The sequence below is a fragment of the Sphingopyxis sp. genome, from assembly GCF_965279755.1.
Classification (GTDB): Bacteria; Pseudomonadota; Alphaproteobacteria; order Sphingomonadales; family Sphingomonadaceae; genus Sphingopyxis.
The window spans coordinates 1,769,140-1,793,423 of sequence record NZ_OZ257261.1 but is presented as its reverse complement, the minus strand read 5'-3'; the positions used below and the strand labels follow the sequence as shown (position 1 = coordinate 1,793,423).

At 64.9% G+C, this 24,284-nt stretch carries 34 protein-coding genes; 28 read left to right on the top strand and 6 right to left on the bottom strand.

Annotated elements, in window-relative coordinates:
* Nucleotide 1 precedes the first annotated feature (1 nt).
* Nucleotides 2–1,510 carry a YifB family Mg chelatase-like AAA ATPase gene (locus ACQY80_RS08820; RefSeq protein WP_428685636.1) on the bottom strand — a complete coding sequence of 503 codons (1,509 nt, stop codon included), beginning with the start codon at nucleotides 1,508–1,510 and terminating at the stop codon, nucleotides 2–4.
* Between the two features lie 127 nt (nucleotides 1,511–1,637).
* Between ACQY80_RS08820 and ACQY80_RS08815 the strand changes: the two genes are divergently transcribed.
* The 23 genes from ACQY80_RS08815 to ACQY80_RS08705 all read left to right on the top strand — a co-directional run bounded on the left by ACQY80_RS08815 (nucleotide 1,638) and on the right by ACQY80_RS08705 (nucleotide 15,364).
* Nucleotides 1,638–2,273, top strand: a complete 636-nt coding sequence (locus ACQY80_RS08815) for a TetR/AcrR family transcriptional regulator (protein WP_428685634.1) — start codon at nucleotides 1,638–1,640, stop codon at nucleotides 2,271–2,273.
* A gap of 28 nt (nucleotides 2,274–2,301) precedes the next feature.
* Nucleotides 2,302–2,751, top strand: coding sequence for a VOC family protein (locus ACQY80_RS08810; RefSeq protein ID WP_428685632.1), 450 nt, complete (start codon nucleotides 2,302–2,304; stop codon nucleotides 2,749–2,751).
* 29 nt (nucleotides 2,752–2,780) lie between these two features.
* On the top strand, nucleotides 2,781–3,215 hold the full coding sequence (locus ACQY80_RS08805) for a VOC family protein (RefSeq protein ID WP_428685630.1): 435 nt from the start codon (nucleotides 2,781–2,783) through the stop codon (nucleotides 3,213–3,215).
* Nucleotides 3,216–3,241: 26 nt separating this feature from the next.
* On the top strand, nucleotides 3,242–3,658 hold the full coding sequence (locus ACQY80_RS08800; protein ID WP_428685628.1) for a DoxX family protein: 417 nt from the start codon (nucleotides 3,242–3,244) through the stop codon (nucleotides 3,656–3,658).
* A complete protein-coding gene (locus tag ACQY80_RS08795; protein ID WP_428685626.1) occupies nucleotides 3,655–3,873 on the top strand; it encodes a DUF4287 domain-containing protein in 219 nt (72 codons plus the stop codon). The genes ACQY80_RS08800 and ACQY80_RS08795 overlap by 4 nt, the downstream gene beginning before the upstream one ends.
* A 2-nt stretch (nucleotides 3,874–3,875) precedes the next feature.
* Complete coding sequence (locus tag ACQY80_RS08790; RefSeq protein WP_428685624.1) at nucleotides 3,876–4,550, top strand: glutathione S-transferase family protein; 675 nt, start codon at nucleotides 3,876–3,878, stop codon at nucleotides 4,548–4,550.
* 15 nt (nucleotides 4,551–4,565) lie between these two features.
* Nucleotides 4,566–5,240: a glutathione S-transferase family protein gene (locus tag ACQY80_RS08785; RefSeq protein ID WP_428685622.1), complete on the top strand. Its 675-nt coding sequence runs from the start codon at nucleotides 4,566–4,568 to the stop codon at nucleotides 5,238–5,240.
* A gap of 31 nt (nucleotides 5,241–5,271) precedes the next feature.
* Nucleotides 5,272–5,991, top strand: a complete 720-nt coding sequence (locus ACQY80_RS08780; RefSeq protein ID WP_428685620.1) for a DUF1428 domain-containing protein — start codon at nucleotides 5,272–5,274, stop codon at nucleotides 5,989–5,991.
* Between the two features lie 118 nt (nucleotides 5,992–6,109).
* Entirely contained in the window at nucleotides 6,110–6,835 is a 726-nt protein-coding gene (locus ACQY80_RS08775) for a DUF899 family protein (protein ID WP_428685618.1), read from the top strand.
* Nucleotides 6,832–7,626, top strand: coding sequence for a VOC family protein (locus ACQY80_RS08770; RefSeq protein WP_428685616.1), 795 nt, complete (start codon nucleotides 6,832–6,834; stop codon nucleotides 7,624–7,626). Before ACQY80_RS08775 ends, ACQY80_RS08770 begins: the two co-directional genes overlap by 4 nt.
* Before the next feature lie 11 nt (nucleotides 7,627–7,637).
* Nucleotides 7,638–8,057 (top strand): VOC family protein, encoded by a 420-nt coding sequence (locus ACQY80_RS08765; RefSeq protein WP_428685614.1) that lies wholly within the window; start codon nucleotides 7,638–7,640, stop codon nucleotides 8,055–8,057.
* Complete coding sequence (locus ACQY80_RS08760; RefSeq protein ID WP_428685612.1) at nucleotides 8,054–8,554, top strand: VOC family protein; 501 nt, start codon at nucleotides 8,054–8,056, stop codon at nucleotides 8,552–8,554. The genes ACQY80_RS08765 and ACQY80_RS08760 overlap by 4 nt, the downstream gene beginning before the upstream one ends.
* Nucleotides 8,541–8,993, top strand: coding sequence for a hypothetical protein (locus tag ACQY80_RS08755; protein ID WP_428685610.1), 453 nt, complete (start codon nucleotides 8,541–8,543; stop codon nucleotides 8,991–8,993). Before ACQY80_RS08760 ends, ACQY80_RS08755 begins: the two co-directional genes overlap by 14 nt.
* Nucleotides 8,993–9,646 (top strand): glutathione S-transferase family protein, encoded by a 654-nt coding sequence (locus tag ACQY80_RS08750; protein WP_428685608.1) that lies wholly within the window; start codon nucleotides 8,993–8,995, stop codon nucleotides 9,644–9,646. Before ACQY80_RS08755 ends, ACQY80_RS08750 begins: the two co-directional genes overlap by 1 nt.
* A 22-nt stretch (nucleotides 9,647–9,668) precedes the next feature.
* Complete coding sequence (locus ACQY80_RS08745) at nucleotides 9,669–10,130, top strand: SRPBCC domain-containing protein (protein WP_428685606.1); 462 nt, start codon at nucleotides 9,669–9,671, stop codon at nucleotides 10,128–10,130.
* An 80-nt stretch (nucleotides 10,131–10,210) separates the two neighbouring features.
* A complete protein-coding gene (locus ACQY80_RS08740) occupies nucleotides 10,211–11,002 on the top strand; it encodes an alpha/beta hydrolase (RefSeq protein WP_428685604.1) in 792 nt (263 codons plus the stop codon).
* Between the two features lie 55 nt (nucleotides 11,003–11,057).
* Entirely contained in the window at nucleotides 11,058–11,384 is a 327-nt protein-coding gene (locus ACQY80_RS08735; RefSeq protein WP_428685602.1) for a hypothetical protein, read from the top strand.
* Nucleotides 11,385–11,485: 101 nt separating this feature from the next.
* Nucleotides 11,486–11,620 (top strand): 50S ribosomal protein L34, encoded by a 135-nt coding sequence (rpmH, locus tag ACQY80_RS08730; protein ID WP_039570342.1) that lies wholly within the window; start codon nucleotides 11,486–11,488, stop codon nucleotides 11,618–11,620.
* Nucleotides 11,621–11,661: 41 nt separating this feature from the next.
* Nucleotides 11,662–12,009, top strand: a complete 348-nt coding sequence (gene rnpA / locus ACQY80_RS08725; protein ID WP_428685600.1) for a ribonuclease P protein component — start codon at nucleotides 11,662–11,664, stop codon at nucleotides 12,007–12,009.
* Complete coding sequence (gene yidD / locus ACQY80_RS08720) at nucleotides 12,006–12,218, top strand: membrane protein insertion efficiency factor YidD (RefSeq protein WP_428685598.1); 213 nt, start codon at nucleotides 12,006–12,008, stop codon at nucleotides 12,216–12,218. Before rnpA ends, yidD begins: the two co-directional genes overlap by 4 nt.
* A 44-nt stretch (nucleotides 12,219–12,262) precedes the next feature.
* Nucleotides 12,263–14,002 (top strand): membrane protein insertase YidC, encoded by a 1,740-nt coding sequence (gene yidC, locus ACQY80_RS08715; RefSeq protein WP_428685596.1) that lies wholly within the window; start codon nucleotides 12,263–12,265, stop codon nucleotides 14,000–14,002.
* Nucleotides 13,999–14,649 carry a ribosome biogenesis GTP-binding protein YihA/YsxC gene (gene yihA, locus ACQY80_RS08710; RefSeq protein ID WP_428685594.1) on the top strand — a complete coding sequence of 217 codons (651 nt, stop codon included), beginning with the start codon at nucleotides 13,999–14,001 and terminating at the stop codon, nucleotides 14,647–14,649. Before yidC ends, yihA begins: the two co-directional genes overlap by 4 nt.
* A 43-nt stretch (nucleotides 14,650–14,692) precedes the next feature.
* The gene (locus ACQY80_RS08705) at nucleotides 14,693–15,364 is read left to right on the top strand and encodes a glutathione S-transferase family protein (RefSeq protein WP_428685592.1); all 672 of its coding nucleotides are present in this window, start codon (nucleotides 14,693–14,695) and stop codon (nucleotides 15,362–15,364) included.
* A gap of 32 nt (nucleotides 15,365–15,396) precedes the next feature.
* Here the strand turns inward: ACQY80_RS08705 and ACQY80_RS08700 are convergent, their stop codons facing one another.
* Nucleotides 15,397–15,633, bottom strand: coding sequence for a hypothetical protein (locus ACQY80_RS08700; RefSeq protein WP_428685590.1), 237 nt, complete (start codon nucleotides 15,631–15,633; stop codon nucleotides 15,397–15,399).
* A gap of 295 nt (nucleotides 15,634–15,928) precedes the next feature.
* On the opposite strand from ACQY80_RS08700, the gene ACQY80_RS08695 reads away from it, so the two are divergent.
* Complete coding sequence (locus tag ACQY80_RS08695) at nucleotides 15,929–16,420, top strand: hypothetical protein (RefSeq protein ID WP_428685588.1); 492 nt, start codon at nucleotides 15,929–15,931, stop codon at nucleotides 16,418–16,420.
* A gap of 103 nt (nucleotides 16,421–16,523) precedes the next feature.
* Here ACQY80_RS08695 and ACQY80_RS08690 read toward each other — a convergent pair whose 3' ends face one another.
* The gene (locus ACQY80_RS08690; RefSeq protein WP_428685586.1) at nucleotides 16,524–16,991 is read right to left on the bottom strand and encodes a cupin domain-containing protein; all 468 of its coding nucleotides are present in this window, start codon (nucleotides 16,989–16,991) and stop codon (nucleotides 16,524–16,526) included.
* Between the two features lie 96 nt (nucleotides 16,992–17,087).
* On the opposite strand from ACQY80_RS08690, the gene dapE reads away from it, so the two are divergent.
* Complete coding sequence (dapE, locus tag ACQY80_RS08685) at nucleotides 17,088–18,221, top strand: succinyl-diaminopimelate desuccinylase (RefSeq protein WP_428685584.1); 1,134 nt, start codon at nucleotides 17,088–17,090, stop codon at nucleotides 18,219–18,221.
* On the opposite strand, the gene ACQY80_RS08680 is transcribed toward dapE, so the two are convergent.
* The 3 genes from ACQY80_RS08680 to ACQY80_RS08670 are packed head-to-tail and all read right to left on the bottom strand — an operon-like array spanning nucleotide 18,218 to nucleotide 20,807.
* Nucleotides 18,218–18,796, bottom strand: coding sequence for a Smr/MutS family protein (locus ACQY80_RS08680; RefSeq protein ID WP_428685582.1), 579 nt, complete (start codon nucleotides 18,794–18,796; stop codon nucleotides 18,218–18,220). The genes dapE and ACQY80_RS08680 overlap by 4 nt on opposite strands.
* Before the next feature lie 6 nt (nucleotides 18,797–18,802).
* Nucleotides 18,803–20,158 (bottom strand): murein transglycosylase A, encoded by a 1,356-nt coding sequence (mltA, locus tag ACQY80_RS08675; RefSeq protein WP_428685580.1) that lies wholly within the window; start codon nucleotides 20,156–20,158, stop codon nucleotides 18,803–18,805.
* Between the two features lie 4 nt (nucleotides 20,159–20,162).
* Nucleotides 20,163–20,807, bottom strand: coding sequence for a Tim44/TimA family putative adaptor protein (locus ACQY80_RS08670; RefSeq protein ID WP_428685808.1), 645 nt, complete (start codon nucleotides 20,805–20,807; stop codon nucleotides 20,163–20,165).
* A 256-nt stretch (nucleotides 20,808–21,063) separates the two neighbouring features.
* On the opposite strand from ACQY80_RS08670, the gene secB reads away from it, so the two are divergent.
* The 3 genes from secB to trpS all read left to right on the top strand — a co-directional run bounded on the left by secB (nucleotide 21,064) and on the right by trpS (nucleotide 24,204).
* Nucleotides 21,064–21,576, top strand: coding sequence for a protein-export chaperone SecB (secB, locus tag ACQY80_RS08665; protein WP_428685578.1), 513 nt, complete (start codon nucleotides 21,064–21,066; stop codon nucleotides 21,574–21,576).
* Nucleotides 21,577–21,642: 66 nt separating this feature from the next.
* On the top strand, nucleotides 21,643–23,202 hold the full coding sequence (gene murJ / locus ACQY80_RS08660; protein ID WP_428685806.1) for a murein biosynthesis integral membrane protein MurJ: 1,560 nt from the start codon (nucleotides 21,643–21,645) through the stop codon (nucleotides 23,200–23,202).
* A gap of 3 nt (nucleotides 23,203–23,205) precedes the next feature.
* Nucleotides 23,206–24,204, top strand: coding sequence for a tryptophan--tRNA ligase (gene trpS / locus ACQY80_RS08655; protein WP_428685576.1), 999 nt, complete (start codon nucleotides 23,206–23,208; stop codon nucleotides 24,202–24,204).
* Nucleotides 24,205–24,284 lie beyond the last annotated feature (80 nt).

Here is a 24,284-nt window from a genome sequence, read left to right as displayed (position 1 = left end):
GTCAGTTCCGCGGCGCCTGCCGCCGATAGCTCAGCGCCTCGGCGATATGGATACGGCCGATCGTATCGGCACCCGCAAGGTCGGCAATCGTCCGCGCAACACGGAGCATCCGCGTATAGCCGCGCGCCGATAACCGCATCGCCTCGGCCGCCTGCGCGAGCAATTGTCGGCCGGGTTCATCGGGGGTCGCGACCGCTTCGAGCAGTTCGCCGTCGATTTCGGCATTGGTGCGCGCCTTGTGCGCCGCATAGCGTTCGGTCTGGATCGCCCGCGCGCCCGCAACGCGCGCCGCGACCTCGGCGCTGCCCTCGGCCGGCGGCGGCAGGACAAGGTCGGCGGCACTCACCGCCTCGACCTCAACATGCAGGTCGATACGGTCGAGCAGCGGCCCCGACAGCTTCGCCTGATAATCGGCGGCACAGCGCGGCGCGCGGCTGCACGCGAGCGCGGGATCGCCGAGATGGCCGCAGCGACAGGGGTTCATCGCCGCCACTAACTGCACGCGCGCCGGAAAGGTCACATGCGCATTGGCACGCGCGACGCTGACCTCGCCCGTTTCGAGCGGCTGGCGGAGGCTGTCGAGAACCCCACGCTGGAACTCGGGCAGCTCGTCGAGGAACAATATACCGAGGTGCGCGAGGCTGACCTCGCCCGGACGTACCCGCAGCCCGCCACCGACGAGCGCGGGCATCGACGCCGAATGATGCGGGCTGCGGAACGGCCGCGCGCGGACGAGCCGTCCGCCCTCCAGATTGCCCGCGACCGAAGCGATCATCGATACCTCGAGCGCTTCGGCGGGTGTCAGTTCGGGCAATATGCCGGGCAGGCACGCCGCCATCAGCGACTTGCCCGAACCCGGGGGACCCGACATCAGCAGATTATGCCCACCTGCCGCCGCGATCTCGAGCGCGCGTTTGGCGGTTTCCTGCCCCTTCACCTGCGCGAGGTCGGCGGTGCGGACAGGCGCGACGACTTCGCCCGGAACCGGCGGCGCGAGCAGCGCGCTGCCCTTGAAATGGCCTAGCAGCGACAAAAGGTCGGGCGCGCCGAGAACCTCGACATTACCCGCCCATGCCGCTTCGGGGCCCTGGCTCGCGGGGCAGACGAGACCGCGCTCGACACTCCCCGCATGCAGCGCCGCGAGCAGGACGCCGGGAGACGGCGCGACGCGCCCGTCGAGCCCGAGTTCGCCGACGACAACATAGGCCCCGAGCGTTTCGGGATCGATCACCCCCATCGCACCCAGCAGTGCCAGTGCGATCGGGAGATCGTAATGCGACCCCTCCTTCGGCAGGTCGGCAGGCGACAGATTCACCGTGATGCGCTTGGGCGGCAGCGCGAGGCCGATCGCCGACAGCGCGGCGCGCACCCGCTCGCGGCTTTCGGCAACCGCCTTGTCGGGCAGGCCGACGACCGCGAAAGCCGGCATCCCGGCCGCGATCTGGCACTGCACTTCCACCCCGCGCGCTTCGAGCCCGAGATAGGCGACGGTTGACACAATCGCGACCATGATCCCCCTTTGTTCCCACCCCTTCTTAGGGCAAGCTCCGGCAACGTCGAGTCTTTTTACCGCCGCTCTGGCGCGGTTCACCGGACGGTGTTTGACAACATACCAACTGGTCGGTATGTCGAGTCGCATGAACACGACTCGCCCTGCCTCCGCCCCAAAGACCCGCGCCCCGCGTGGCAGCGCCCGCGCCGCCCTGATCGCCGCCGCGCATGCGACTGTCCGCAAGCAGGGCTATGCCGCGACCAGCGTCGACGAGATTTGCGCGGTCGCGGGCGTGACCAAGGGCGCCTTCTTCCATCACTTCGAATCGAAGGAAGCGCTGGGCGTTGCCGCGGCCGAGGGCTGGACCGAACGCGCGCGGCCGATGTTCGAACTCGCGCCGCACAACCGGCTGGATGATCCGCTAGACCGCCTTCTCGGGCATATCGATTTCCGCCTGTCGATGCTCGACGGGCCGACCGAGGATTATACCTGTTTCGTCGGCACGATGGTGCAGGAGGCCTATGCGACGAGCGACCGCATCCGCGCGGCATGTGAAGCGAGCATCAACGCCTATTGCGAGGCGCTGGCCCCCGATATTCAGGCCGCGATGGACGCCTATGGCGCGCCCGACGACGTCACCGCGATCGGTCTCGCCCAGCATGTCCAGTCGGTGCTGCAGGGCGCCTTCGTCTTGGCGAAAACCACGAACGACCCGGCGATTGCGCGCGGGACCGTCATGCATCTGAAGCGTTATGTCCGGATGCTGTTCAGACAAATTTGATAGCGATTTCAACGAGAGGAGTGCCCCCATGTCCGACACGACCGATACCCCCCGGATGATCTTCGTGAACCTGCCGGTCGCCGACCTTGCGACGTCGAAAGCCTTTTACGAAGCACTCGGCTTTACGAACGAACCGCGCTTCAGCGACGAGACCGCTGCTGCGATGGTGTGGTCGGACACGATCTTCGTGATGATCCTGACGCATGAGAAGTGGAAGGGCTTCACCGACCGCCCGATCGCCGACCGCGGGTCGAGCGAGGTGTCGCTCGCACTCGCACTCGGCAGCAAGGAAGCTGTCGATGCGATGGCGGAGGCCGCGGCCAATGCCGGCGGCACCGCCGACATCAACCCGGTGCAGGATCATGGCTTCATGTACGGCCGCGATATCCTCGACCCCGACGGTCATGTCTGGGGCCCCTTCTGGATGGACCCCGCGGTCGCCAATGGCGAGGCGCCGGTCCCCGAAGTCGCTGCCTGATACCAGCAACAATCCCCAAGGAGAGAGAAATGCCCCAAATGATCTTCATCAACCTGCCGGTTGCCGATTTGTCCAAATCGAAGGCTTTCTACGAAGCCGTCGGTGCGTCGAACAATCCCGCTTTCACCGACGACACCGCCGCCTGCATGGTGGTCGAGGAAGGATCGATCCACGTCATGCTGCTGACGCATGAAAAATGGGCGACCTTCACGTCGAAGGCGATCCCCGACGCGCATACGACCGCGCAAGTGCTGCTCTGCGTCTCGGCCGACAGTCGCGACGCGGTCGACGGACAGGTCGACAAGGCGGTCGCCGCGGGCGGCAAGGCCGACCCTACTCCGACGCAGGACTTCGGCTTCATGTACGGCCGCAGCTTCGAGGATCCCGACGGCCATATCTGGGAAGTGATGTGGATGGATCCGACCGCGATCCCGGCCGGCGAACCTGCCGAAGCCGCCGCATAAAAAAGCCAAAGGGAGGAGGAAGAGACATGACCGATGCAGTCCCCGGAAAGGGTCAACGGATCGCGGGTCACATATTGAGCGGCCTCGTGATCCTCTTCCTCCTCTTCGACGCCGGGCTCAAGCTGGTATCGCCCGAAACCGCGATCAAATATAGCCCGCCGGGCCTCGGCTGGCCGCTCAACGTCCCGACAATGACGATGTTGGGCATCCTGCTGCTGATCCCGACTCTGCTCACTATTTGGCCGCGCACGGCGATCCTCGGCGCGATCCTGATCACCGCCTACCTCGGCGGCGCGGTCGCCACCCATGTCCGCATCCACAGCCCGCTGTTCAGCCACATATTGTTCGGCGTCTACCTCGGCGTGATGCTGTGGGGCGGGCTGTGGCTGCGCGATCCGCGCGTCCGCGCGCTGATCCCGTTTGTGAAAGGATCGGCAGCATGAGCTTCCAGGCCTATCTCGACAATGTCGAGGCAAAGACCGGCAAATCGGCCGAAGATCTACAAGCGATCGCCATCGGAAAGGGGCTGGCCGACGCCAACGGCCTCGCCCCCGGGGTCAAGGCCACCGCGATCGTCGACTGGCTGAAGAGCGACTTCGACCTTGGCCACGGCCACGCGATGTCGATCGTCGCCTGGATCAAAGGGAAGAGGAGCTGATCATGGCCACCAAATCCCATGCCCTGCCCGAAATCACCGCCTACCGCTCGGTTCCCGAGTTCGCCTACGGCCGTATCAAGGACATCCGCATCCGCTGGGCGCTCGAAGAAATCGGCCAACCCTATCGCACGCGGCTGATCGGCGGCATCTTCGAGGACAAGGCGCCGGCCTATCTGGCCGACCAGCCCTTCGGACAGGTTCCGGTATACAGGCAGGGTGACCTGATCCTGTTCGAAAGCGGGTCGATCCTGATCCACATCGGCGATACCGACGCGCGCCTGCTGCCGAGCGACGCAATGGGCCGCGGACGCGCGATCAGCTGGATGATCGCCGCGCTAAACAGCGTCGAGCCGATGATCCAGACTTTGGTCGCGCTGACCGTCAAGGGACAGGGCACCGACTGGCTCGCCGGCGCAATGGACGCCGCGAAACCCTTTGCCGAGCAGCGGCTCGCCCGATTGTCGCAGGCGCTCGGTAACCGCGACTGGCTCGAAGAGCATTTCTCGATCGGCGACATCGTGATGATCGATGTGCTGCGCAACGCCAGCCCGCAGTTGCTGGCGCCGCATCCCAATCTCGCCGCCTATGTCGCGCGCGGCACAGCGCGTCCGGCCTTTCAAAGCGCCATGGCGGCGCACCTCGCCGACTGCGCGGTCGCCGCCCCGCTGCCGGCCTGAACAGGAGATACAGCCATGCCCGTGAATCCCGACAGCAAGCTGGAAGTCACCGCCTTCGACTGGGTACCCGACTTTGCGCGCGGCTTTGTCCGCGATCTGCGCCCGCGCTGGGCATGCGAGGAAATCGGCCTCGACTATGCCGAGCATCTGATCAGCGCGATCAACCGCCCCGCCGACCATTTCCTGTTCCAGCCATGGGGACAGGTGCCGGTGCTCAACGACGGCGGCATCCGCCTGTTCGAAAGCGGCGCGATCCTGCTCCACCTCGCCGAAAAGGATGCACGGCTGATGCCCCGCGATCCGCAGCAGCGCGCCAACACGCTCGCCTGGCTGTTCGCCGCCTATAACAGCGTCGAGCCGATGCTGTTCGAACTCGGCAATGTCGACCTGTTCGCGAAGGAAGAGGAATGGGCGAAGCTCCGCCGCCCGAGCCTGATCGAGTTCATCCAGGGTCGCCTCGGCCGCCTGAACGACGCGATCGGCGACAAGCCGTATCTGACCGGCGACTTCACCGTTGCCGACATCGCAATGGCGACCGTGCTGCGCGAAGCAGTCGAAGCGGGGCTGATCGCCGAACAGCCACGGCTGCAGGCTTATCTCGATCGCTGCCTCGCCCGCCCCGCCTTCCAGCGCGCGATGGACGCGCAGCTTGCCGCCTTCAGCGAAGAAGCGGGTCCACCCGCCGCCTAATCCCCCTCCCCACCCCCTCAGGAGAGACAAGATGACCTATGTAGAAGGATTTGTGGTCGCGGTGCCGACCGCCAACAAGGAAGCCTATCGCAAGCACGCGGCCGATGCCGCGCCGCTGTTCAAGGAATTCGGCGTCGCGCGCATGGTCGAATGCTGGGGCGATGACGTCCCCGACGGCAAGGTCAACGACTTCAAGGGCGCGGTGCAGGCCACGCCCGACGAGACCGTCGTGTTCAGCTGGTTCGAATATCCCGACAAGGCGACGCGCGACGCCGCGACGACAAAGATGATGAACGATCCGCGCATGGCGGCGATGGGCGGCGAGATGCCGTTCGACGGCAAGCGGATGATCATCGGCGGCTTCGACTCGATCGTCGACGACAGCGCGGATGGCGGTTTCGGCTATGCCGACGGCTATATCGTGCCGGTCCCCGACGGCAACAAGGAGGCTTATCGCGCAATGGCGATCAAGGCGTCCGAAGTGTTCCGCGACCATGGCGCGACGCGCGTCGTCGAGGCGTGGGGCGACGATGTGTCCGACGGCAAGGTCACCGATTTCAACCGCGCCGCGCACAAGCAGGACGGCGAAACCGTCGTCTTCAGCTGGGTCGAGTGGCCCGACAAGGAAACGCGCACCAAGGGATGGGAACAGTTCATGAAGGACGAACGGATGCAGCATGATCCGAACGACCAGACCTTCGACGGCAAGCGCATGATCTATGGCGGTTTCGAACCGATCGTGATGGCGTAAATTTCCTGTCGTCATCCCGGCGAAGGCCGGGATCTCACCGGTGCGCCATGTCCCAAGGTTGAGATCCCGGCCTTCGCCGGGATGACGGAACGGAAATCACAGCCGAGTGGAGAATCCCATGAACCACATCGCCTACCCTAACGAGAGCACCGACTATCGCGCCGCGCGCAATGCGCTGCTCGACGACGAGATCGCGCTCCGCCGCCAGATCGAGCTCGTTGCCGCGAAACGCCGCGCGCTGCCGCCCGGCGGCGCTATCGCCGAGGACTATGTCTTCGAACGCATCGGCGCGTATCAGCGGCCCGAGACGGTCAAGCTGTCGGAGCTGTTCGCGGGCAAGCCGACGATCATCCTCTACAGCTTCATGTGGAACGCCGAGCGCGACACGCCCTGCCCCGGCTGCACGCATATGCTCGATTCGGTCGACGGCGGCGCGCGCTACATCGACGACCGCGCACCGCTTTATATCGTCGCCAAGTCGCCGATCGCGCGGCTCACCGAATGGGCGCGGGTGCGCGGCTGGCCGCACATGAACTTCCTGTCCGACGTCACCACGCGCTATTCGGCCGACTATTTCGGCGACACGCGCAAATTTCCGCCCGCGATGCGCGCGGACCGCAAGCTCGAACCCGGCGAGGAATGGGACGAGACGATCTTCAACGTCTTCCGCAAGGACGGTGATAGTATCCGCCACCACTGGGGCAGCGAGATGGCGTTCGCGCCCTCGGACCCCGGCCAGCACCACCGCGCCGGCGATCTCGTCGATTCGCTGTGGGGCCTGCTCGACATGACCCCCGAAGGTCGCGGGGATTATTTTCCGACCGTCGAAGGAGGAAAGAGATGAGCCAAGCGTCCAATTTCATCTGGTACGAACTGATGACCCCCGACCCGGCGGGCGCGGCGCGCTTCTATGGCGCGGTCGTCGGCTGGACGATCGCGTCGGAGCGTGACCCCGCTGCGGGCGACATGGACTATCGCATGATCGGGCGTAGCAACGGCGGCAACGCCGGCGGCGTTCTGGCGCTGAATGCCGACATGATCGCGGGCGGCGCGCGGCCCTTGTGGATCGGCTATATTCACACGAACGACGTCGATGCCGAGATCGAGGCGATCAAGGCCGATGGCGGCAGCGTCCAGATGCCCGCGATGGACATCCCCGTCGGCCGCATCGCGATGGTCACCGACCCGCAGGGCGCGCCCTTCTATATCATGGACCCCGCCCCGCCGCCGGGCGCCGAGGGACAGGAAAGCGACGTCTTCTCGGTTACCGAAGCCCAGCGCATCCGCTGGAACGAGCTCGCGACGAGCGATCCCGACGGCGCGATCGCCTTCTACACCCGCCACTTCGGCTGGGGCCAGGAAGGCGCGATGGATATGGGCGACATGGGCGCGTACCGGTTCATCCAGCGCGGCGACGTGGGGCTCGGCGCGGTGATGCCGCTGATGCCGGGCATGCCCGCTAGCCTGTGGACCTTCTACATCGGCGTCGACGATATCGACCGGGCGCAGGCCGCGGTGACCGCGAACGGCGGCACGGTGACCAACGGTCCAATGGAAATCCCCGGCGGCGAATATGCGATGAACGGCATCGACCCGCAGGGCGCCGCGTTCGGCCTTGTCGGGCCGAAGAAATAGGGAGAAGAGCAATGACGAACCCCGCCCAGACGCCGGCCACCGGCCTAACCCCGCATATCGCGATTCCCGACAAGCGCGGCAGCGAAGCGATCGACTTCTACGCCAAGGCGTTCGGCGCGACCGAGAATATGCGGATGCCCGCCGAGGATGGCGTGCGGCTGATGCACGCGCATCTGACCGTCAACGGCACCTCGCTGATGATGCACGACGATTTCCCCGAATATACCGGCCACGCGATGGCCGCGCCGACCGGCGTGACGCTGCACCTCTACGTCGACGACACCGACAGCTGGTACCAGCGCGCGATGGATGCGGGCGCGTCGTCGACGCTCGAACCGCACGATGCTTTCTGGGGGGACCGTTACGCCCAGGTGAAAGATCCGTTCGGCCATCTCTGGTCGATCGGCGGGCCGATCAAAGGAGAGAAATGATGTCGAACAAAGCAACCCTGTGCCTCTGGTACGACAAGGACGCCGAGGAAGCCGCGAACTTCTATGCCGCGACGTTCCCCGACAGCGCGGTGGGCGGCATCCACCGCGCCCCCGGCGACAACCCCAGCGGCAAGGAAGGCGATGTGCTGACCGTCGACTTCACCGTGCTCGGCTATCCATGCATCGGCCTCAACGGCGGCTCGACCTTCAAGCATAGCGAGGCCTTTTCCTTCCAGGTGCACACCGACACGCAGGAAGAGACCGACCGTCTGTGGAACGCGATCGTCGGCAATGGCGGACAGGAAAGCATGTGCGGCTGGTGCAAGGATAAATGGGGCATATCGTGGCAGATCACCCCGCGCGCGCTGACCGACGTGATGACGAGCGGCGATCAGGCGGCAGCCAAACGCGCGTTCGAGGCGATGATGGCGATGAAGAAGATCGACGTCGCGGCGATCGAGGCCGCGATCCGGGGCGAAGCGGTTGGCGCGGCGTAGCCCGCTCCTCTTCGCATGGGCGCTCTGCGGCACGCTCGACATTGTCTATGCGGCGGTGTCGAGCGTGGTGCAGGGCGATACTGTCTCGTCAATGCTCCACGCGGTCGCAAGCGGGCCGTTCGGCGACGGTGCCCGGACGTGGGGTATTGCGGGCGATATCGCAGGGCTTGCGACCCACTACGCGATCATGGGCGCAATGGTCGCAACATGGTTCTTCGTCGCGCGGCGCTGGACCGCACTGACTGCATGGCCGTGGTGGCTGACGGGCACGCTTTACGGGCTGCTGCTCTATGTCATCATGAACGGGGTCGTGTTGCCGCTGCGCTTCGAATTAGCCTTCCCGCCGCGCGATCTCGTCAAGGGCGCGGTCGCGTTGTTCCCGCACATCTTCTTCGTCGGCCTGCCGCTGGCATGGCTGACCCGCAAGGATTCCGTTTGATGCTGATTTTCTACGGCCACCCTTTCTCCTCCTACACATGGAAGGCGCTGATCGCGCTCTACGAGAAGGGAATCGAATTCGACTATCGCTCGGTCGATCCGGCGTTTCCCGATCATATGCCCGAGCTCAAGTCTTACTGGCCGGTCGGGCAATTCCCGCTGCTCGTCCATGACGGAACGCCGTATTTCGAATCGTCGATCATCATCGAATATCTCGACCATCTGGTCCCCGAACCGCGCCTGATCCCGCAGGAATTCGACGCGGCGCTGAAGGTCCGGCTGTTCGACCGCATCTTCGACCATCATGTGATGAACCGGATGCAGGAGGTGGTGAACGACGCCCTCCGCGGCCCCGAGAACCATCTGCCGGTCATTATCGAACAGACGCACGCGCGGCTGGATACTATCTACGCATGGCTCGACAAGGAACTCGCGGGCCGCGGCTGGGCGACGCCCTATGGCTTCACCCTCGCCGATTGCGCCGCGGCGCCGTCGCTCTTCTATGCCGATTGGGTCCACCAGATTCCCGAGACGTACGAGAATCTGCGCGCCTATCGCGCCCGCCTGCTCGCGCATCCGAGCGTAGCGCGCTGCGTCGAGGAAGCTCGGCCGTATCGCGCCTATTTTCCGCTCGGTGCCCCCGACCGCGACTGACCTTTCCCCTCAGGAGACCATGATGACCGACCCCCGCGAATTGTCCGTGGACATCTATATCAACGCCGCGCCCGACAAGGTGTGGGACGTGATGACGAACCGGATCACCGAATGGTGGTGCCCGAAGCCCTGGACCACCGAAATCATCGAACAGGACTGGCGCAGCGGCGGCCGCGCCGCGATGACGATGCACGGCCCCAACGGCGAAGCACATCCGAGCGACGGCATTTTCCTCGAGGTCGTGCCCGGCGTCCGTTTCGTGTCGACCGATGCGGTGATGATCGGACCCGACGGACGCATGACGCCGACGGGTCCGTTCATGATCGGCGGCTGGGAAATCGCGCCCGAGGGTGAAGGCACGCACTACACCGCCTGGGCGCGCCACTGGACCGACGAAGCGCTGAAGCAGCATGAAGAGATGGGATTCACCCCCGGCTGGGGTGCTGTGGCCGAGCAGTTGAAGGCGCTTTGCGAGGCCGGCTGACCCGTCCCGAAATGCGGTTAACGCCCTGCTGACATTGCCGCTTTGCCATTTGGTTATCGCGCACGCGCGAAAGCGGCCACATGGTTTCGCCATCCGCTTTCGTTCGCACGCTCATCGTCGCCGCTTTCGCGGCGATCCTTGCGTTCGCGCCGGCGCACGCGCAGCAGGTCGTGACCGTCACCACGACGGTGACCTGGACCTATGAGGATGCGGGCGAAGAGACCGTCGCGGACGATGGCGCGAATTATGTCGATGAAGACGCCGCGCTTCTGGACGACGAAGGTCTTGCCGAAGATGCCGACCTCGGCGCCACCCGCCGCTATGCCCCGTCGGCCACACTCGCGACGCTGGGGCAGGCGAAGGCGCGCTTCGGTCCCTTCGCGGTGGTCGATGCGAACACCGTCCGCATGGCGGGCGATGTCACATCGAACGCCCCGCGCCAGTTCGCCGCGATGCTCGCCGCCTTTCCGACGCTGAGGCGCCTCGAAATGATCGATTGCCCCGGCAGCCTCGACGAGGAAGCGAATCTGATCCTCGCCCGCGCGATCCGCCGGGCCGGCATGGAAACCGTCGTCCCGAGCGGCGGCTCGGTGCGGTCGGGTGCGGTCGAGCTCTGGCTCGCCGGAAGCACCCGCCGCGCCGCTCCCGACGCCGAATTCGGCGTCCACAGCTGGGCCGACGAATATGGCCGCGAGGCGAACGACTATCCGGCAAACGACCCCGTCCACGCCGAGTATCTGAGCTATTACCGCGAAATGGGCATGGACGCCGCCAAGGCGCGCGCCTTTTATGCGCTGACCAACGCAACGCCGTTCGACGACGTCCGCTATCTGACGCGCGACGACATGGCGCGCTTCGTCACGCTCGACTGAGGCAATCACTGATTTAGCCTTGTAACACGCTTGCCGCGTACCCAGATCGGGCCGCATGGCAAAGCGCAGCCTTTACCAGCGATTGCGATCGAACGCGCAGGTCCGCCTCGCGCTGTTCCTGCTCGGTCTGCTGCTGATGGTCGCCGCGCCTCTGCTGGGCCCGCTGCCCGGCCCCGGTTTCATCATCCTGTTTCCCGCCGGATTGATGCTGGCGTTGCAGAACAGCGCCTGGGCGAAACGCGTCTATGTCCGCTTCAAGCGTCGCCATCCGCGGTACGCTGGCTGGATGGACCGCCTGATGCGACGAGTCAGTGCCGCCCGAAAGCGTGAGCGCGAGGCGCTGGCGGCCGATAGCCACGGAAAAGGCCGCGATGGAGATTGACTTTCCACCGACTCTTGCTTATCCGCGCCCCCAACAGTGGCCGCCCACGTTTGGCGGCCCTTTTCTGTTACAGTATTTGACGAGATTTAGGGACAACCGCGATGAAGCGTACCTTTCAACCGAGCAACCTCGTGCGCGCCCGACGCCACGGTTTCCGCGCCCGCAAGGCGACGGTTGGCGGCCGCAAGATTCTCGCCAACCGCCGCGCCCAGGGCCGCAAGAAGCTGTCGGCCTGATCGCCGACGCTTCGCCGCCAAGCCTGGCAGGATCTGGGCTGGTGCGAACGCTTTCAAAACGTAGCGAATTTCTGGCCGCCAACCGCGGCCTTCGCTTTCCCATGCCCGGCTTCGTTTTGCTCGTCCGCCCGCGTGGTGACGACGATGATGGATCGGGCATCGGCTATACCGTCAGCAAGAAGGTCGGCAATTCGGTTGCCCGCAACCGGATGAAGCGCCGCCTGCGCGAACTGGCACGCGCCGCACTCCCCGAATCGGGAATTGCCGGCGCCGACCATGTGCTGATCGGCCGCCCCGGCGGCAACGACATCGCCTTTGCGGAGCTTGGCGAACATCTCGATTCGGCCCTGAAGCGCGCGGCGAAGAAGCTGGCGGCCAAAGCGCCATGATCGCGAAGCTGCTCATCCTGATCGCGCGCGGCTGGCAACTCGGCCCGTCGCGCGTCCTGCCGCCGACCTGCCGCTATGCCCCGTCGTGCAGCGAATATGCGATCGTCGCGCTGAAACGCCATGGTGCGATCAAGGGTGGCTGGTTGGCGACAAAGCGGCTATTGCGCTGCCATCCTTGGGGCGGACATGGCTACGATCCCGTACCCTAGTGCGGCATTTCCCGACATCTTGAGACGAAGAGAGACCGAAGAGCGTGGACGACAAGCGTAACTGGATCACCGCAATCTTGCTGTCGGCAGCCATCCTGCTGGGCTGGAACTTCGTGTCGCAGAAATTCTTTCCGACCCCGCCGAAGCCCGACGTCACCAAGACCGTCGCGGGCGCGAAAGATGCGGCGACCCCGGCGGCACCCGCGCAGCCCGGTACGCCTGCGGCGCCCGGTGCGACGGCCCCCGCCGCACAAACGATCGTTCCGGTTGAAGCCGCGCTCGGCTCGGGCAACCGCGTGCCGATCGAAACCCCCGCGCTGTCGGGCTCGATCAACCTCGTCGGCGCGCGCATCGACGACATCACGCTCAACAAATATCGCCAGACAATCGAGAAGAATTCGCCGCCCGTCCGCCTGTTTGCACCCGGCAACACCAAGGCGGCCTATTACGCCAGCATCGGCTGGGGCGCGCAGGGCATTCAGGTTCCCGGTCCGGCCACCGTCTGGACCGCATCGGGAAGCAAGCTGACCCCGACGACGCCGGTGACGCTGAACTGGGCGAATACGACCGGCCAGACCTTCCGCATCGAATATAGCATCGACGCCAATTATCTGATCACCGCGAAGCAGACGATCGCCAACACTGGCACCGCGCCGGTCAGCGTCAGCAGCTTTGCGCTGATCAACCGTCTCGGCAAGCCGACCGATCCGCACGAGCAGACCAGCTGGACCAACCACATCGGTCCGACGGGCTATGTCGACGGCAAGTCGGAATTCGACGTCGACTACAAGGATCTCGATAAGGGCGAGGCGTTCAAGTATGGCTCGGCCGGCTGGCTGGGCTTCACCGACAAATATTGGCTCGCGGCGATCATCCCGGCAAAGGGCGAGCGCGTCACTGCCTCGATCACCACGCCGGCCGCGGACAATTATCAGGCCCTCTTCGCCCGCGCTTTCACGCAGATCGCGCCTGGCACGCAGGTCAGCACCTCCAGCCGCATCTTTGCCGGCGCCAAGGAGGTCTACACGCTCCAGGGCTATGAGAACGACCAGGGCATCACGCGCCTGTCGAACGCGATCGACTGGGGCTGGTTCGAATTCTTCGAAGTGCCGATCTTCAAGCTGCTCGACTGGCTGTTCAAGCAGATCGGCAATTTCGGCGTCGCTATCATGCTGCTGACCGTGATCATCCGCGCGCTGATGTTCCCCGTCGCGCAGCGCCAGTTCCATTCGATGGCGCAGATGCGCCTCGTCCAGCCGAAGATGAAGGCGCTCCAGGAACGCTACAAGGACGACAAGCAGCGCCAGCAACAGGAATTGATGAAGCTCTATAAGGACGAGAAGATCAATCCGCTCGCCGGCTGTCTGCCGATCGTGCTGCAGATCCCGATCTTCTACGCCCTCTACAAGGTGCTGATGCTGACGATCGAAATGCGTCACCAGCCCTTTGCGCTGTGGATCAAGGATCTCTCGGCGCCCGATCCGCTGCACTTCCTGAACCTGTTCGGCGCCCTGCCCTTCACCCCGCCGTCGCTGCTCGCGATCGGGCCGCTCGCGCTGGTGCTCGGCATCACCATGTTCCTGCAGTTCCGTTTGAACCCGCAGGCGACCGATCCGGTGCAGCAACAGGTGTTCAAGATCATGCCGTGGATGTTCATGTTCATCATGGCGCCGTTCGCGGCGGGTCTGCTGCTTTACTGGATCACGAACAACTGCCTGTCGATCGCGCAGCAGCAGTTCATGTATCGCAAGTTCCCGCAGTTGAAGGCAGCGCCGGTCAAGTGAGCGAGATCGATCCGGGCGCGGAAGACAGAAGCGAACGGGCGCGCAAGCTGTTTGCGGGCCCGATCGCCTTCCTGAAATCGGCGCCCGCCCTCCAGCACCTCCCGCCGCCCAGCGCGCCCGAGATCGCCTTCGCGGGGCGCTCGAACGTCGGCAAATCGTCGCTGCTCAACGCACTGACGAACCGCAATGGGCTCGCGCGCACGTCGGTCACCCCGGGACGCACGCAGGAACTCAACTATTTCGACGTCGGCAATCCGCTGGTGTTCCGCCTCGTCGACATGCCCGGCTATGGTTTCGCCAAGGCGCCGAAGGATGTCGTCAGGAAGTGGCGCTTCCTGGTCAACGACTACCTCCGCGGGCGGCAGGTGCTGAAGCGCACGCTGGTGCTGATCGACAGCCGCCACGGCATCAAGGATGTCGACCGCGAGGTGCTCGAGATGCTCGACGTCGCGGCGGTCAGCTACCGCCTCGTTCTCACCAAGACCGACAAGATCAAGGCGACCGACCTCGCCGCGGTGCAGGCCGCGACCGAGGCGGAGGCCCGCAAGCACCCCGCCGCCCACCCCGAGGTGATCGCGACGAGCAGCGAAAAGGGCATGGGCATCGCCGAACTGCGCGCCGCGGTGCTGGAGGCGGTCGAGAGTTGACCTTTGCCGCCCGCCCCACGAAAGTCGGGGTCAGGGAGACAACATGAAACTGTTCATCGGTAACAAGGCCTATTCCAGCTGGAGCCTCCGCGGTTGGCTGGCGACCAGACACAGCGGCCTGCCGTTCGAGGAAGTCACCGTCCCTCTCTATGACGAGGACTGGTCGAACCGGCGCGAGGGCGACGAGTTCGCGCCGTCGGGCGGCAAGGTTCCGATTCTGTGGGACGGCGACGATATCGTCGTCTGGGACAGCCTCGCGATCATCGATTATCTCAACGAAAAGACCGGCGGCACGAAGGGCTACTGGCCCGAGGATATGGCCGCGCGCGCGATGGCGCGGTCGATGGCCGCTGAAATGCACTCGAGCTTCGCCGCGTTGCGCCGCAATCACAGCATGAACATCCGCCGCATCTATCCGGCGGCCGATCTCGAGCCCGACGTACAGGCCGATGTCATCCGGATCATGCAGATCTGGGCCGAGGCCCGCGCGCGGTTCGGCGGCGAGGGGGATTATCTGTTCGGCGACTGGTCGGCGGCCGACATGATGTTCGCACCGGTCGTCACGCGCTTGATCACTTATTCGATCCCGCTACCGCGCTTCGCCATTCCTTATTGTCAGGCGGTCATCCGCCACCCGCACATGCAGGAATGGATCGGCGGCGCGCAGGCCGAGGACTGGGTGATCGAGAAGTTCGAGATGGCGGGACAGGATTAGGCGACCGTCCGCTACCGACCGATTGCGGGCATTCACCAGTGTCCGCGGGCGACCTTGAAAGCGACGTAACCTGCCACGGCTAAAATGCCCGCTATGAGCACTGCCGTGCCGGTGGTGATGTACATGCTCCCAAGCAGGTCACCCAAGGAGGCCCAACTGGGAGGCGGGTCATTCACCGGATCGTGAAGAACTGCATGCGTTCGGATCGGTATCACGCTGAAGATGAGCGCCGCCGTCAGGGCGACCACACCTGTGAGCTTCCACCACATACCGATCTCCATTCTGAGAAATCAAGTTGCCACCAGTTGTTGCCGACTTCCACCCCGTTTCGCTGGTAGGATTCGGTCCGGGAGAAATGACCGGAAACGACCGGTTCGCGCCATTGGATCTGCAGGATGGATACCCCATTTCCAGACATAGACTTTGGGGTGAGTTTTGAGACTTGGAGTGGGGCAGCGCTCCGTTTTACGGCCTGTTCGTAGCATGTGTCGAGGAAACCAGCGTTTCTTGGACGGGCAACCTTAACGATTGATCGCTAATGATCATCCGCGAAAGGTTGATTGCATGAGCGAAGAAGCGACGCTGACACCACCAAGATTCGCATTTGATGAATTTTACAAGATGCTGCATCAATATGTGAACAACCCGGAAGCGCGAAGTGCGCTGGCAACGTATGATGCCGAAGATGTTGCGGGGCGCGGTGAATTGGCCACCCCCACGGATAGGTCAGTTTGCTCCGAGCTTGCCTATGAATCTTTCCATGAATTTGAGCGTATCGGCTTCCAGATAATGTATGAGCACGGATGGCCGACATATTCTCAGATTGTGAAGACGACGACAAACGATCCCGAGCGGCGTCAGGACTTATGCAAGCCACTGTATGACTTTCGGAATATAGCTCTCCGGCTTATTCAGAAGCACGACACACGTTGGAGCAGTTCCTTTCGGGATGAAGATTTTGACATCAACAACCGCGTGTCGGTGCTGAAACTCCTAAAAATGTGGGCAGAAAGGCACCCCAGCACACCGCCTTATTACACTTGGCCCAACGGGTAGGGGAAGGCGCTAACTGGATAGGCGAAAAACGGCCGTTTTCCAAACGGTACGCGGCAGAGCTGACCGTCGGGAAACCACCCCAAAGCTGACCCCGTCCTCTCCCTCACGGGATCCGCTTCGTCGGATAGGGTGTCCCGTCCTTGTGGAAATAGCCGTCGGGCCCGAACAGCATGTCGATGTCCGAATAGCCGCCACCGATGTCGTATTTCTTGCCCCCGCCCAGCGCGACGAAGATGCAGTCGGTGTCCGATTCATTGACAAGATGGTGACCGTTGGTGCTGCCTTTCGGCCACACCGCGATGTCGCCGGGACGCATCGGCCAGCGGCCGTCGTCCTCGATCAGCACCGCCTCACCCGATATCATCACCAGCATTTCGTCCTCGCCGTCATGCCAGTGGCGCTGCGACGACCAGGCGCCGGGCTTCAGCACGACGTGGCTCGCAGCGAAATCGCTGATCCCGGTCGGTGGCGCAAGGCGGCGATACCAGCGCCCCTGCACCGGCGCGTCATAGGGCGCGGGATAGCCGGTCGTGTTGGTTTGCGGGATCGTCTCCAGATCAAGCTTCGGCATCGCCAGTCCCTTCTATTTGTTCTTCCTTTGTTTCTCACAAAGTCGCCGCGATGCAAAGCCTCGACTTCGCGCCGCGCGAAGGGGTAAGGGTACGGCATGACGCACAGCATCGACCCCGTAGACCTCGCGCAGGCGCTGATGGCTGCGCCGAGCATTTCTCCCGCCACCGGTTCGGTGTTCGACGTGCTCGAGGCGGCGCTGATCCCGCTCGGCTTCACCGTCGAGCGCTTCATCGACGGGATCGAGCCCGACGGGCCGGTCGAGAATCTGCTCGCGGTGCGCGAAGGCAAGGGGCCGAAGCATTTCGGTTTTGCCGGCCATCTCGACGTCGTGCCGCCGGGTGTCGGCTGGACGAGCGATGCCTTCGCGCCCGAAGTCCGCGGCGACCTCCTCTATGGACGCGGTGCGGTCGACATGAAGGGGGCGATCGCCTCCTTCGTCGCGGCCGCCGCGGCGACCCCCGTCGAGGCGGGCACCATCAGCCTGATCATCACCGGCGACGAGGAAGGCCCCGCGATCTTCGGTACCCGCGCGCTGATGGAGCATATGGAGGGGCGGGGCGTCCGCCCCGACATGATCCTCGTCGGCGAGCCCACCTCGGTGAACCGGCTCGGCGACATGGTGAAGATCGGCCGGCGCGGTTCGGTCAACATCTGGATCGACGTGCCCGGCACGCAAGGCCATGTCGCCTATCCGCACCTCGCCGACAATCCGATCCCCAAGCTGGTCAGGATCATGGCTGCGATCGATGCGGTCAGCCTCGACGCCGGGACCGACTGGTTCCAGCCGTCGAACATCGAATTCACCGATATCGAGGTCGGCAACGGCGCGACGAACGTTATCCCGGCGTCGGCGCGCGCGCGGCTGTCGATCCGCTTCAACGACCAGCATCGCGGTGCCGATCTGGTCGCGATGGTCGAGCGGCTTGCGCACGACGTCGAACCGCAAGCGAAAATACTCGGCAAGATTTCGGGCGAGGCGTTCCTCACCCCGCCCGGCGAGTTGTCGGGGCTGGTCGCCGAGGCGATCCATGCCGAGACAGATCTCCAGCCCGAAATGTCGACGACGGGCGGCACGTCCGACGCGCGTTTCCTGCACGCGCTCTGTCCCGTGGTCGAATTCGGCCTGATCAACGCTACGATGCACAAGCTGGATGAGGCGGTCGCGGTCGAGGATTTGCGCACCCTCACCGCCATCTATCGCGGCATATTGATGCGCGCGTTTCTTTAGTCCTCGCGCGCCCTACGCAGGATCACATAGACTGCACCGCCGCCTCCATGGCTGATATGCGCGGGGCGTAGCGCAACGATCTGGTCGGCATAAGGCGAGACCGACAACCAATCGGGAAGCGACGCGCGGATAGCGCCGCGCGGACGCGGATCCCCGTGCATCAGCGGCAGCCGGTCGGCGCCCGGACGCAGGCGCCCCGCCACGACGAGCAGCACCCGCGCACCGCGTAACAGCGCGCGTCCGATGGCATCGTCGAGCAGCGCCTGCGCCGAGGCGAGGCTGTGACCATGCAGGTCGATACTCATGTCGGGGCGGACAAGCCCCTTGCGCAGTCGCCGGTCCCAATGGCCGTCGAGCGTCGAGCTGGCCCAAGTGCGGCGCGGCGGCGGGAGCGCGGCGGGCGGTCGCGGCGTTGCGGCGGGAGCCGCGCTGCTACGCGGCGTCACCCTCGGCGGCTTGACCGTGGGCTGGCTTTTGGGCTCGAGGTCAGGTGCCGGACGCTTGGCGATGGGCGCGACCGTCGCCGCCACCTTTTTCCAGAGCGCCGTTTCCTCGGGGGCGAGCCGGCGTGCCATCGGATATCAGCGGCGGATGGTGAGCCGCGCGACGCTCGCGCGCGGCAGCAGCAACAGCGCCGATCCGCGCCCCGACATGCCGCCGGCGATCGCGCGAGCCTGTTCGCCCGCGCCCCAGAAGCTGTCGAACCGGTTCGCGCCCTTGATCGCCCCGCCCGTATCCTGCGCAACCCACAAACCATTGGGCTCGGCGCGGTCGAGCGACAGGAAGACAGGAGCGCCGAGCGGCACATATTTGGGATCGGCAGCGACGCTCGCGCGGCCGGTCACCGGGACACCGAGCGCGCCGAGTGGCCCCGCACCGGTGAGTTCGCGAAAAAAGACCCAGCTCGGATTCTCGTTCATCACCGCCGCGCCGCGCACCGGATCGGCGCGCAGATAGTCGAGGATGCCCTGCATCGACGCCTGGCCGGTCTTGAGCTCGCCGCGATCGAGCAGCAGCTTGCCGATGCCGACATAATCGCGGCCGTTCTGCGTCTCGTAGCCGATGCGCATGATGTTGCCGTCGGGAAGGCGGAGGCGGCCCGAACCCTGCACCTGCAGGAAGAAGAATTCAGCCGCGTCGGCCGCCCATGCGATTTCGAGGCCGCGGTTCGCGAGCGCGCCGCTCTCGATCGCGGCGCGGTCGTAATAGGGGATGAAATTGCTGCCCTCGACGCGGCCGCGAATCTTCTTGCCCTGGAGATCCTTCGAGAAGGTGCCGAGATCGACGTCGACCAAATCGCCGGGACGGCGATAGATCGGCACGTCATAGCCCGGCCGCTTGTCGCGCGAGGCCGCAATCTCGGGTTCGTAATAGCCGGTGACGAAGGCTGTGCCCGCGCCGATCTGCACCGTCCCGAAATAGCGGCTGAAGAAATTGCTCGCGTCGCGGTCGGCCCAGCCCTTAGCCGCGTTGCAGCTTTCGGTCCACTCGGCGTTCTGTGTGAGCCCGCTGGCATCGGCGCGGCGAACAACCGACGGACAGCTCAGCCGGAACGCCTTGAGCGCGGCGGTAGCCTGCTCTGCGGTGACGCCGAGCTCGTTATATTCGGGGCCGGCGATCACCCCGGCTTCGGCTGCGGTCGTCGCGGTGGCGGGCGGCGCGGGCGCGGCAAGCGGCGGATTGGGCGTCGCGGGGATCGGTTTCGCCGCGACGACGCTGCCGCTTTCGGACGGACGCGGCGTATAGGGGCGCGGCGTGCCGATAGGGGTCGGCGTGGGCGTCGGCGAAGGCTTGCTCACCGGCGGCGTAGTGCCGGGACGCGGGCCGCCAGTATCGGGGATGACCGACGAACAGGCAGAAATCAACGGAAGAGCAGCGAGGGCTGCGAATCCGAAACCCCGCGCGCTCGCCGCGCGGCGCGTCGTGCCCCCCCGCATGCGATCAGGCGGCTTCGACTTCGTCGAGCAGCCAGTTGGGATCGCTGCTGCCGATCTGACGGCGGAAGGTCCAGAGATCGTCGGTCTGCGACGCGTCGCTCATCGATCCGGCGATCATCTTGCCGTCGGCGTCGCGCGTGACGGCGCTGATGTCGGCCTGATAGCGTACGGTGATCCGCGCCTCGCGGCGATTGACCTCGACCGCAGTGATCTTGGCCGAATCCACACCCATCAGACGATTGTCGAGCGTTTCGCCGCGCGCATCGCGTGCTTCGATCGCCGCGACGAAGCCTTCATAGCTGTCGTCGTCGCACAGATCGCGAAGGGTATCGCGGTCGCCCGACCAGAACGCCTCCAGGATCATGCGATACGCCGCCTCGGCGCCCTCCATGAAACGGCCGGCGTCGAAGTTACGGTCGGCGGCGAGCAGCTGGCGCAGCCCCGCTTCGGCCGAAGGCTCATAGACGAAGCCCGAACCGCCAGGGAGACCAGCCGGCAAGGTCGAGGCGCCATCGCCTTCATCGAGGCGGACCGGAGCCGCCGCGGGAGCCGGACGCTCGTCGCGGCGCGGCAGCACGGGTTCCTGCTCGTGCCCGGTCCGTTTGCCGAGCACCGAATAGAGTCGCATGCCCAGGAAGGCAGCGATCATGGCGAGCAGGACGATCGAGAAAGCGGTCACAGGCAAAATCCGTCTTGGAACAGGAAAAACAGTCGTCGATACATAGGCGATCCGCAGCCATGTTTCAAATCACCATGCCCCCGGCCACGCGGCAGGTCAACGATTCGGGGCTCGCGCGCGCCGCGCGCGGGCCATTGTGCTCGCCCTTCGCCGCTGCTAAGCGCCGCCGCAACCGTCCGTCCCGCGACGGACCTTCCCTTTATCTTGCAGTGAAAGCGTTAACATCATGGCTGATGAAACCGGCATCGACCTCAACCCCGCCCCGCAGGCGAATGGCGAAGATACGGCGCCCGCAATCGGTCTGATTTCGCAATATGTGAAGGATCTGTCGTTCGAAAACCCGAACGCGCCCGCCGCCTATCAGTGGCAGTCGGCTCCGCAGATCGACGTCCAGTTCAACATCGGCGCGGACAATGTCGGCGAGAATCTCTATGAGGTCTCGCTGAAGATCGACATCAGCTCGAAGGCCGACGAAGGCACGATGTTCGTCGTCGACCTGAAATATGCCGGCCTGTTCGGCGTCCGCAACGTCCCCGACGACCAGCTGCAGCCCTTCTTCCTCGCTGAAGCGCCGCGCATCCTCTTCCCCTTCGCGCGCCGCGTCGTTGCCGATGTCGTCCGCGACGGCGGCTTCCCGCCGCTGCTGCTCGAACCGATCGATTTCCACGGCCTGTTCATGCAGCAGGCGCAGGCGCAGGACGAACTGGCCGCCGAAGGCGCGCCCCTCGGTAACGCGTAAAGCCGGCGGCGGGGCGGCGATTTGACCAGCCTCGTCAAGAGCGTCGGGACGATTGGCGGGCTGACGATGGTCAGCCGCATCTTCGGCTTCGCGCGCGACATGCTGCTCGCGCGCGTCCTCGGTGCGGGGCTGGCGGCCGATGCCTTCCAGCTCGCCTTCACCCTGCCCAACACCTTTCGCCGCCTGTTCGCCGAAGGGGCCTTCTCGGTGGCCTTCGTCCCCATGTACAGCCGCGCGCTGCATGGTGCCGATGACCTTGGGGGCGGCGAGGAAGCCGCGGCGAAATTTGCCGACGACGTGCTGTCGGTCTTCCTCTGGGTGCTGCTCGCCTTTTCGGGCGTGATGATGATCGCGATGCCGGGAATCGTCTGGATCCTCGCGCGCGACTTTCAAGCCGTACCGGGCAAGTTCGACTTCGCGGTCTTCCTGAGCCGCGTGACCTTTCCCTATCTGGCGCTCGTCAGTCTCGTCGCGATGCTGTCGGGGCTGCTCAACGCGCGGTCGCGCTTTGCGCCGGGGGCCTTTGCGCCCGTGCTGCTCAATATCGTGCTGATCAGCGGCATTATCGCCGGCTGGTGGTTGCGCGGCCCCGGCGGCGACGACCGGATCGTTGCCGAGGCACTTGCCGTCGCGGTCAGCGTCGCGGGCGTCTTCCAGCTTGTTTATATGTGGTGGGCGGTGCGCCGCGCGGGGCTGAAGCTTCATTGGCATCTGCCGAAAGTCACCCCCGAGGTGAAAAGGCTCGGCATGCTGATCCTGCCCGCGACCTTCGGCGCCGGCATCTATCAGATCAGTCAGTTCGTCGACACCTTCTTCGCCACCTCGCTGCCGCAAGGCTCGCTGACGCTGCTCAAGCTCGCCGACCGGCTGAACCAGCTCCCGCTCGGTATCGTCGGCATCGCGCTCGGCACCGCGATCCTGCCGATGCTGTCGCGCCATATCCACAGCGGCGATGCCGCCGAGGCCCAGCGGCTGCAGGGCAATGCCTTCGAGATCGCGACCCTGCTGACCCTGCCCGCCGCAGCCGCGCTCGCGATATGCGCGCCCGCCTTCGTCACCGCCTTTTTCGTCGGCGGCAAGTTTACCGAAGGCGATGGGGTGATCATGGCGCAGATCGTCGTGGCGCTGATCTGCGGCCTGCCCGCTTATGTCATCGTCAAGATCCTGAACCCGGGCTTCTTCGCGCGCGAGGATACGAAGACCCCGGTGTGGACCGCGCTCGCCTCGCTGACCGTCAACATCGCGATCAATCTCTATGTCGTCGAACGCTACGGGATCGTCGGGCTGGCGGCGGCGACCGCAGTATCCGCCTCGATCAACTGCCTGCTGCTCTACATCGTGCTGCACCGCCGTGGCTGGTTCCATTTCACCGCAAAGCTCGCGAGCAAGATCGCGCGCCAGCTGATCGCGGTCGCCGCGATGGCGGCCCTGCTCTGGTATATGATGCCGCTGATGGAGCCCTATTACAGCGGCAGCGCGTTCGAGCGGATCTGGTCGCTCGCCATCCTCTGCAGCGCTGGCGGTGCGGTCTTCTTTACCACCGCCTTCGTCGTGGGTGCGCTTGACAAGGATCTGGTTCGCATGCTCACGCGGCGGCGCGGCAAAGCTGCCGAAACTCAGGAGTAAGACATGCGGACGCTATCGGGCATTCAGCCCACCGGAAATTTGCACCTCGGCAATTATCTGGGCGCGATCCGCAACTGGGTACGCATGCAGGATGACATGCCCGGCGAAAAGCTCTATTTCCTCGCCGACCTTCACGCGATCACCGTTCACAACGACCCCGCCGAACTCACCGCGAACACGCGCGAGATGGCGGCGGCGTTGATGGCGGCGGGGATCGACCCCGCAAAGGCGGTTCTGTTCAATCAGGCGCGCGTCCCCGCGCATGCCGAGCTTGCCTGGCTGCTGTTCTGCACAGCGCGCATCGGCTGGCTGAACCGCATGACGCAGTTCAAGGAAAAGTCGGGCAAGAACCGCGAGGGCGCCAGCGTCGGACTTTACGCCTATCCCGTGCTGCAGGCGGCCGACGTGCTGCTCTATCAGACGACGCACGTCCCGGTCGGGGACGATCAGAAACAGCATCTGGAGCTAGCGCGCGACATCGCGACCAAGTTCAACCTCGACACAGGGACCGAGACCTTCACCCTGCCCGAGCCGACGATCCCGCCGACCGCCGCACGCATCATGAGCCTGCGCGACGGCAGCGCGAAAATGTCGAAGTCAGACCCCAGCGACATGAGTCGCATCAATCTGGTCGACGACCCCGACACGATCATGGCGAAGATCCGCAAGGCGAAGACCGATGCCGAACCGCTGCCGTCGGAAGCCGCCGCTCTCGAAGGGCGCGCCGAGGCGAAGAATCTGGTATCGATCTATGCCGCGATGGCCGACGAGAGCGTCGACGCGGTGCTTGCGCGCTTTGCCGGACAGGGATTCGGTGCGTTCAAGCCGGCGCTCGGCGAACTGCTCGTCGAGACGTTGCGTCCGATCGCGACGCGGCTGTCGGAGCTCAAGGCCGATCCGGCCGCGATCGACGCCGCGCTCGAAGCCGGCGCGGCGCGAGCCTCGGAACTGGCACGGCCGACGCTGGACGCCGCCTATGCCGCGCTGGGGCTCTGCCGCTAGGCGGCGACAGACAAAGGAAAATTCTTGTTTCCTGTTGCGGAGCCCCCATATTGGGGGTCGGTGCCATCATGCGTTGAAGC

Excerpts from the sequence above, each read along its gene's own strand:
- ACQY80_RS08760 (WP_428685612.1), top strand. The coding sequence starts at position 8,054 with ATGATGTCGAACAAAGCAACCCTGTGCCTCTGGTACGACAAGGACGCC.
- ACQY80_RS08790 (WP_428685624.1), top strand. The coding sequence starts at position 3,876 with ATGGCCACCAAATCCCATGCCCTGCCCGAAATCACCGCCTACCGCTCG.
- murJ (WP_428685806.1), top strand. The coding sequence starts at position 21,643 with ATGGTCAGCCGCATCTTCGGCTTCGCGCGCGACATGCTGCTCGCGCGC.
- secB (WP_428685578.1), top strand. The coding sequence starts at position 21,064 with ATGGCTGATGAAACCGGCATCGACCTCAACCCCGCCCCGCAGGCGAAT.
- mltA (WP_428685580.1), bottom strand. The coding sequence starts at position 20,158 with ATGCGGGGGGGCACGACGCGCCGCGCGGCGAGCGCGCGGGGTTTCGGA.
- dapE (WP_428685584.1), top strand. The coding sequence starts at position 17,088 with ATGACGCACAGCATCGACCCCGTAGACCTCGCGCAGGCGCTGATGGCT.
- ACQY80_RS08785 (WP_428685622.1), top strand. The coding sequence starts at position 4,566 with ATGCCCGTGAATCCCGACAGCAAGCTGGAAGTCACCGCCTTCGACTGG.
- ACQY80_RS08700 (WP_428685590.1), bottom strand. The coding sequence starts at position 15,633 with ATGTGGTGGAAGCTCACAGGTGTGGTCGCCCTGACGGCGGCGCTCATC.
- ACQY80_RS08705 (WP_428685592.1), top strand. The coding sequence starts at position 14,693 with ATGAAACTGTTCATCGGTAACAAGGCCTATTCCAGCTGGAGCCTCCGC.
- ACQY80_RS08770 (WP_428685616.1), top strand. The coding sequence starts at position 6,832 with ATGAGCCAAGCGTCCAATTTCATCTGGTACGAACTGATGACCCCCGAC.
- rpmH (WP_039570342.1), top strand. The coding sequence starts at position 11,486 with ATGAAGCGTACCTTTCAACCGAGCAACCTCGTGCGCGCCCGACGCCAC.
- ACQY80_RS08690 (WP_428685586.1), bottom strand. The coding sequence starts at position 16,991 with ATGCCGAAGCTTGATCTGGAGACGATCCCGCAAACCAACACGACCGGC.
- ACQY80_RS08815 (WP_428685634.1), top strand. The coding sequence starts at position 1,638 with ATGAACACGACTCGCCCTGCCTCCGCCCCAAAGACCCGCGCCCCGCGT.
- trpS (WP_428685576.1), top strand. The coding sequence starts at position 23,206 with ATGCGGACGCTATCGGGCATTCAGCCCACCGGAAATTTGCACCTCGGC.
- yidD (WP_428685598.1), top strand. The coding sequence starts at position 12,006 with ATGATCGCGAAGCTGCTCATCCTGATCGCGCGCGGCTGGCAACTCGGC.
- ACQY80_RS08780 (WP_428685620.1), top strand. The coding sequence starts at position 5,272 with ATGACCTATGTAGAAGGATTTGTGGTCGCGGTGCCGACCGCCAACAAG.
- ACQY80_RS08810 (WP_428685632.1), top strand. The coding sequence starts at position 2,302 with ATGTCCGACACGACCGATACCCCCCGGATGATCTTCGTGAACCTGCCG.
- ACQY80_RS08805 (WP_428685630.1), top strand. The coding sequence starts at position 2,781 with ATGCCCCAAATGATCTTCATCAACCTGCCGGTTGCCGATTTGTCCAAA.
- ACQY80_RS08735 (WP_428685602.1), top strand. The coding sequence starts at position 11,058 with ATGGCAAAGCGCAGCCTTTACCAGCGATTGCGATCGAACGCGCAGGTC.
- ACQY80_RS08775 (WP_428685618.1), top strand. The coding sequence starts at position 6,110 with ATGAACCACATCGCCTACCCTAACGAGAGCACCGACTATCGCGCCGCG.
- ACQY80_RS08745 (WP_428685606.1), top strand. The coding sequence starts at position 9,669 with ATGACCGACCCCCGCGAATTGTCCGTGGACATCTATATCAACGCCGCG.
- ACQY80_RS08695 (WP_428685588.1), top strand. The coding sequence starts at position 15,929 with ATGAGCGAAGAAGCGACGCTGACACCACCAAGATTCGCATTTGATGAA.
- ACQY80_RS08765 (WP_428685614.1), top strand. The coding sequence starts at position 7,638 with ATGACGAACCCCGCCCAGACGCCGGCCACCGGCCTAACCCCGCATATC.
- ACQY80_RS08670 (WP_428685808.1), bottom strand. The coding sequence starts at position 20,807 with ATGATCGCTGCCTTCCTGGGCATGCGACTCTATTCGGTGCTCGGCAAA.
- ACQY80_RS08820 (WP_428685636.1), bottom strand. The coding sequence starts at position 1,510 with ATGGTCGCGATTGTGTCAACCGTCGCCTATCTCGGGCTCGAAGCGCGC.
- ACQY80_RS08795 (WP_428685626.1), top strand. The coding sequence starts at position 3,655 with ATGAGCTTCCAGGCCTATCTCGACAATGTCGAGGCAAAGACCGGCAAA.
- ACQY80_RS08740 (WP_428685604.1), top strand. The coding sequence starts at position 10,211 with ATGGTTTCGCCATCCGCTTTCGTTCGCACGCTCATCGTCGCCGCTTTC.
- ACQY80_RS08750 (WP_428685608.1), top strand. The coding sequence starts at position 8,993 with ATGCTGATTTTCTACGGCCACCCTTTCTCCTCCTACACATGGAAGGCG.
- ACQY80_RS08800 (WP_428685628.1), top strand. The coding sequence starts at position 3,242 with ATGACCGATGCAGTCCCCGGAAAGGGTCAACGGATCGCGGGTCACATA.
- ACQY80_RS08680 (WP_428685582.1), bottom strand. The coding sequence starts at position 18,796 with ATGGCACGCCGGCTCGCCCCCGAGGAAACGGCGCTCTGGAAAAAGGTG.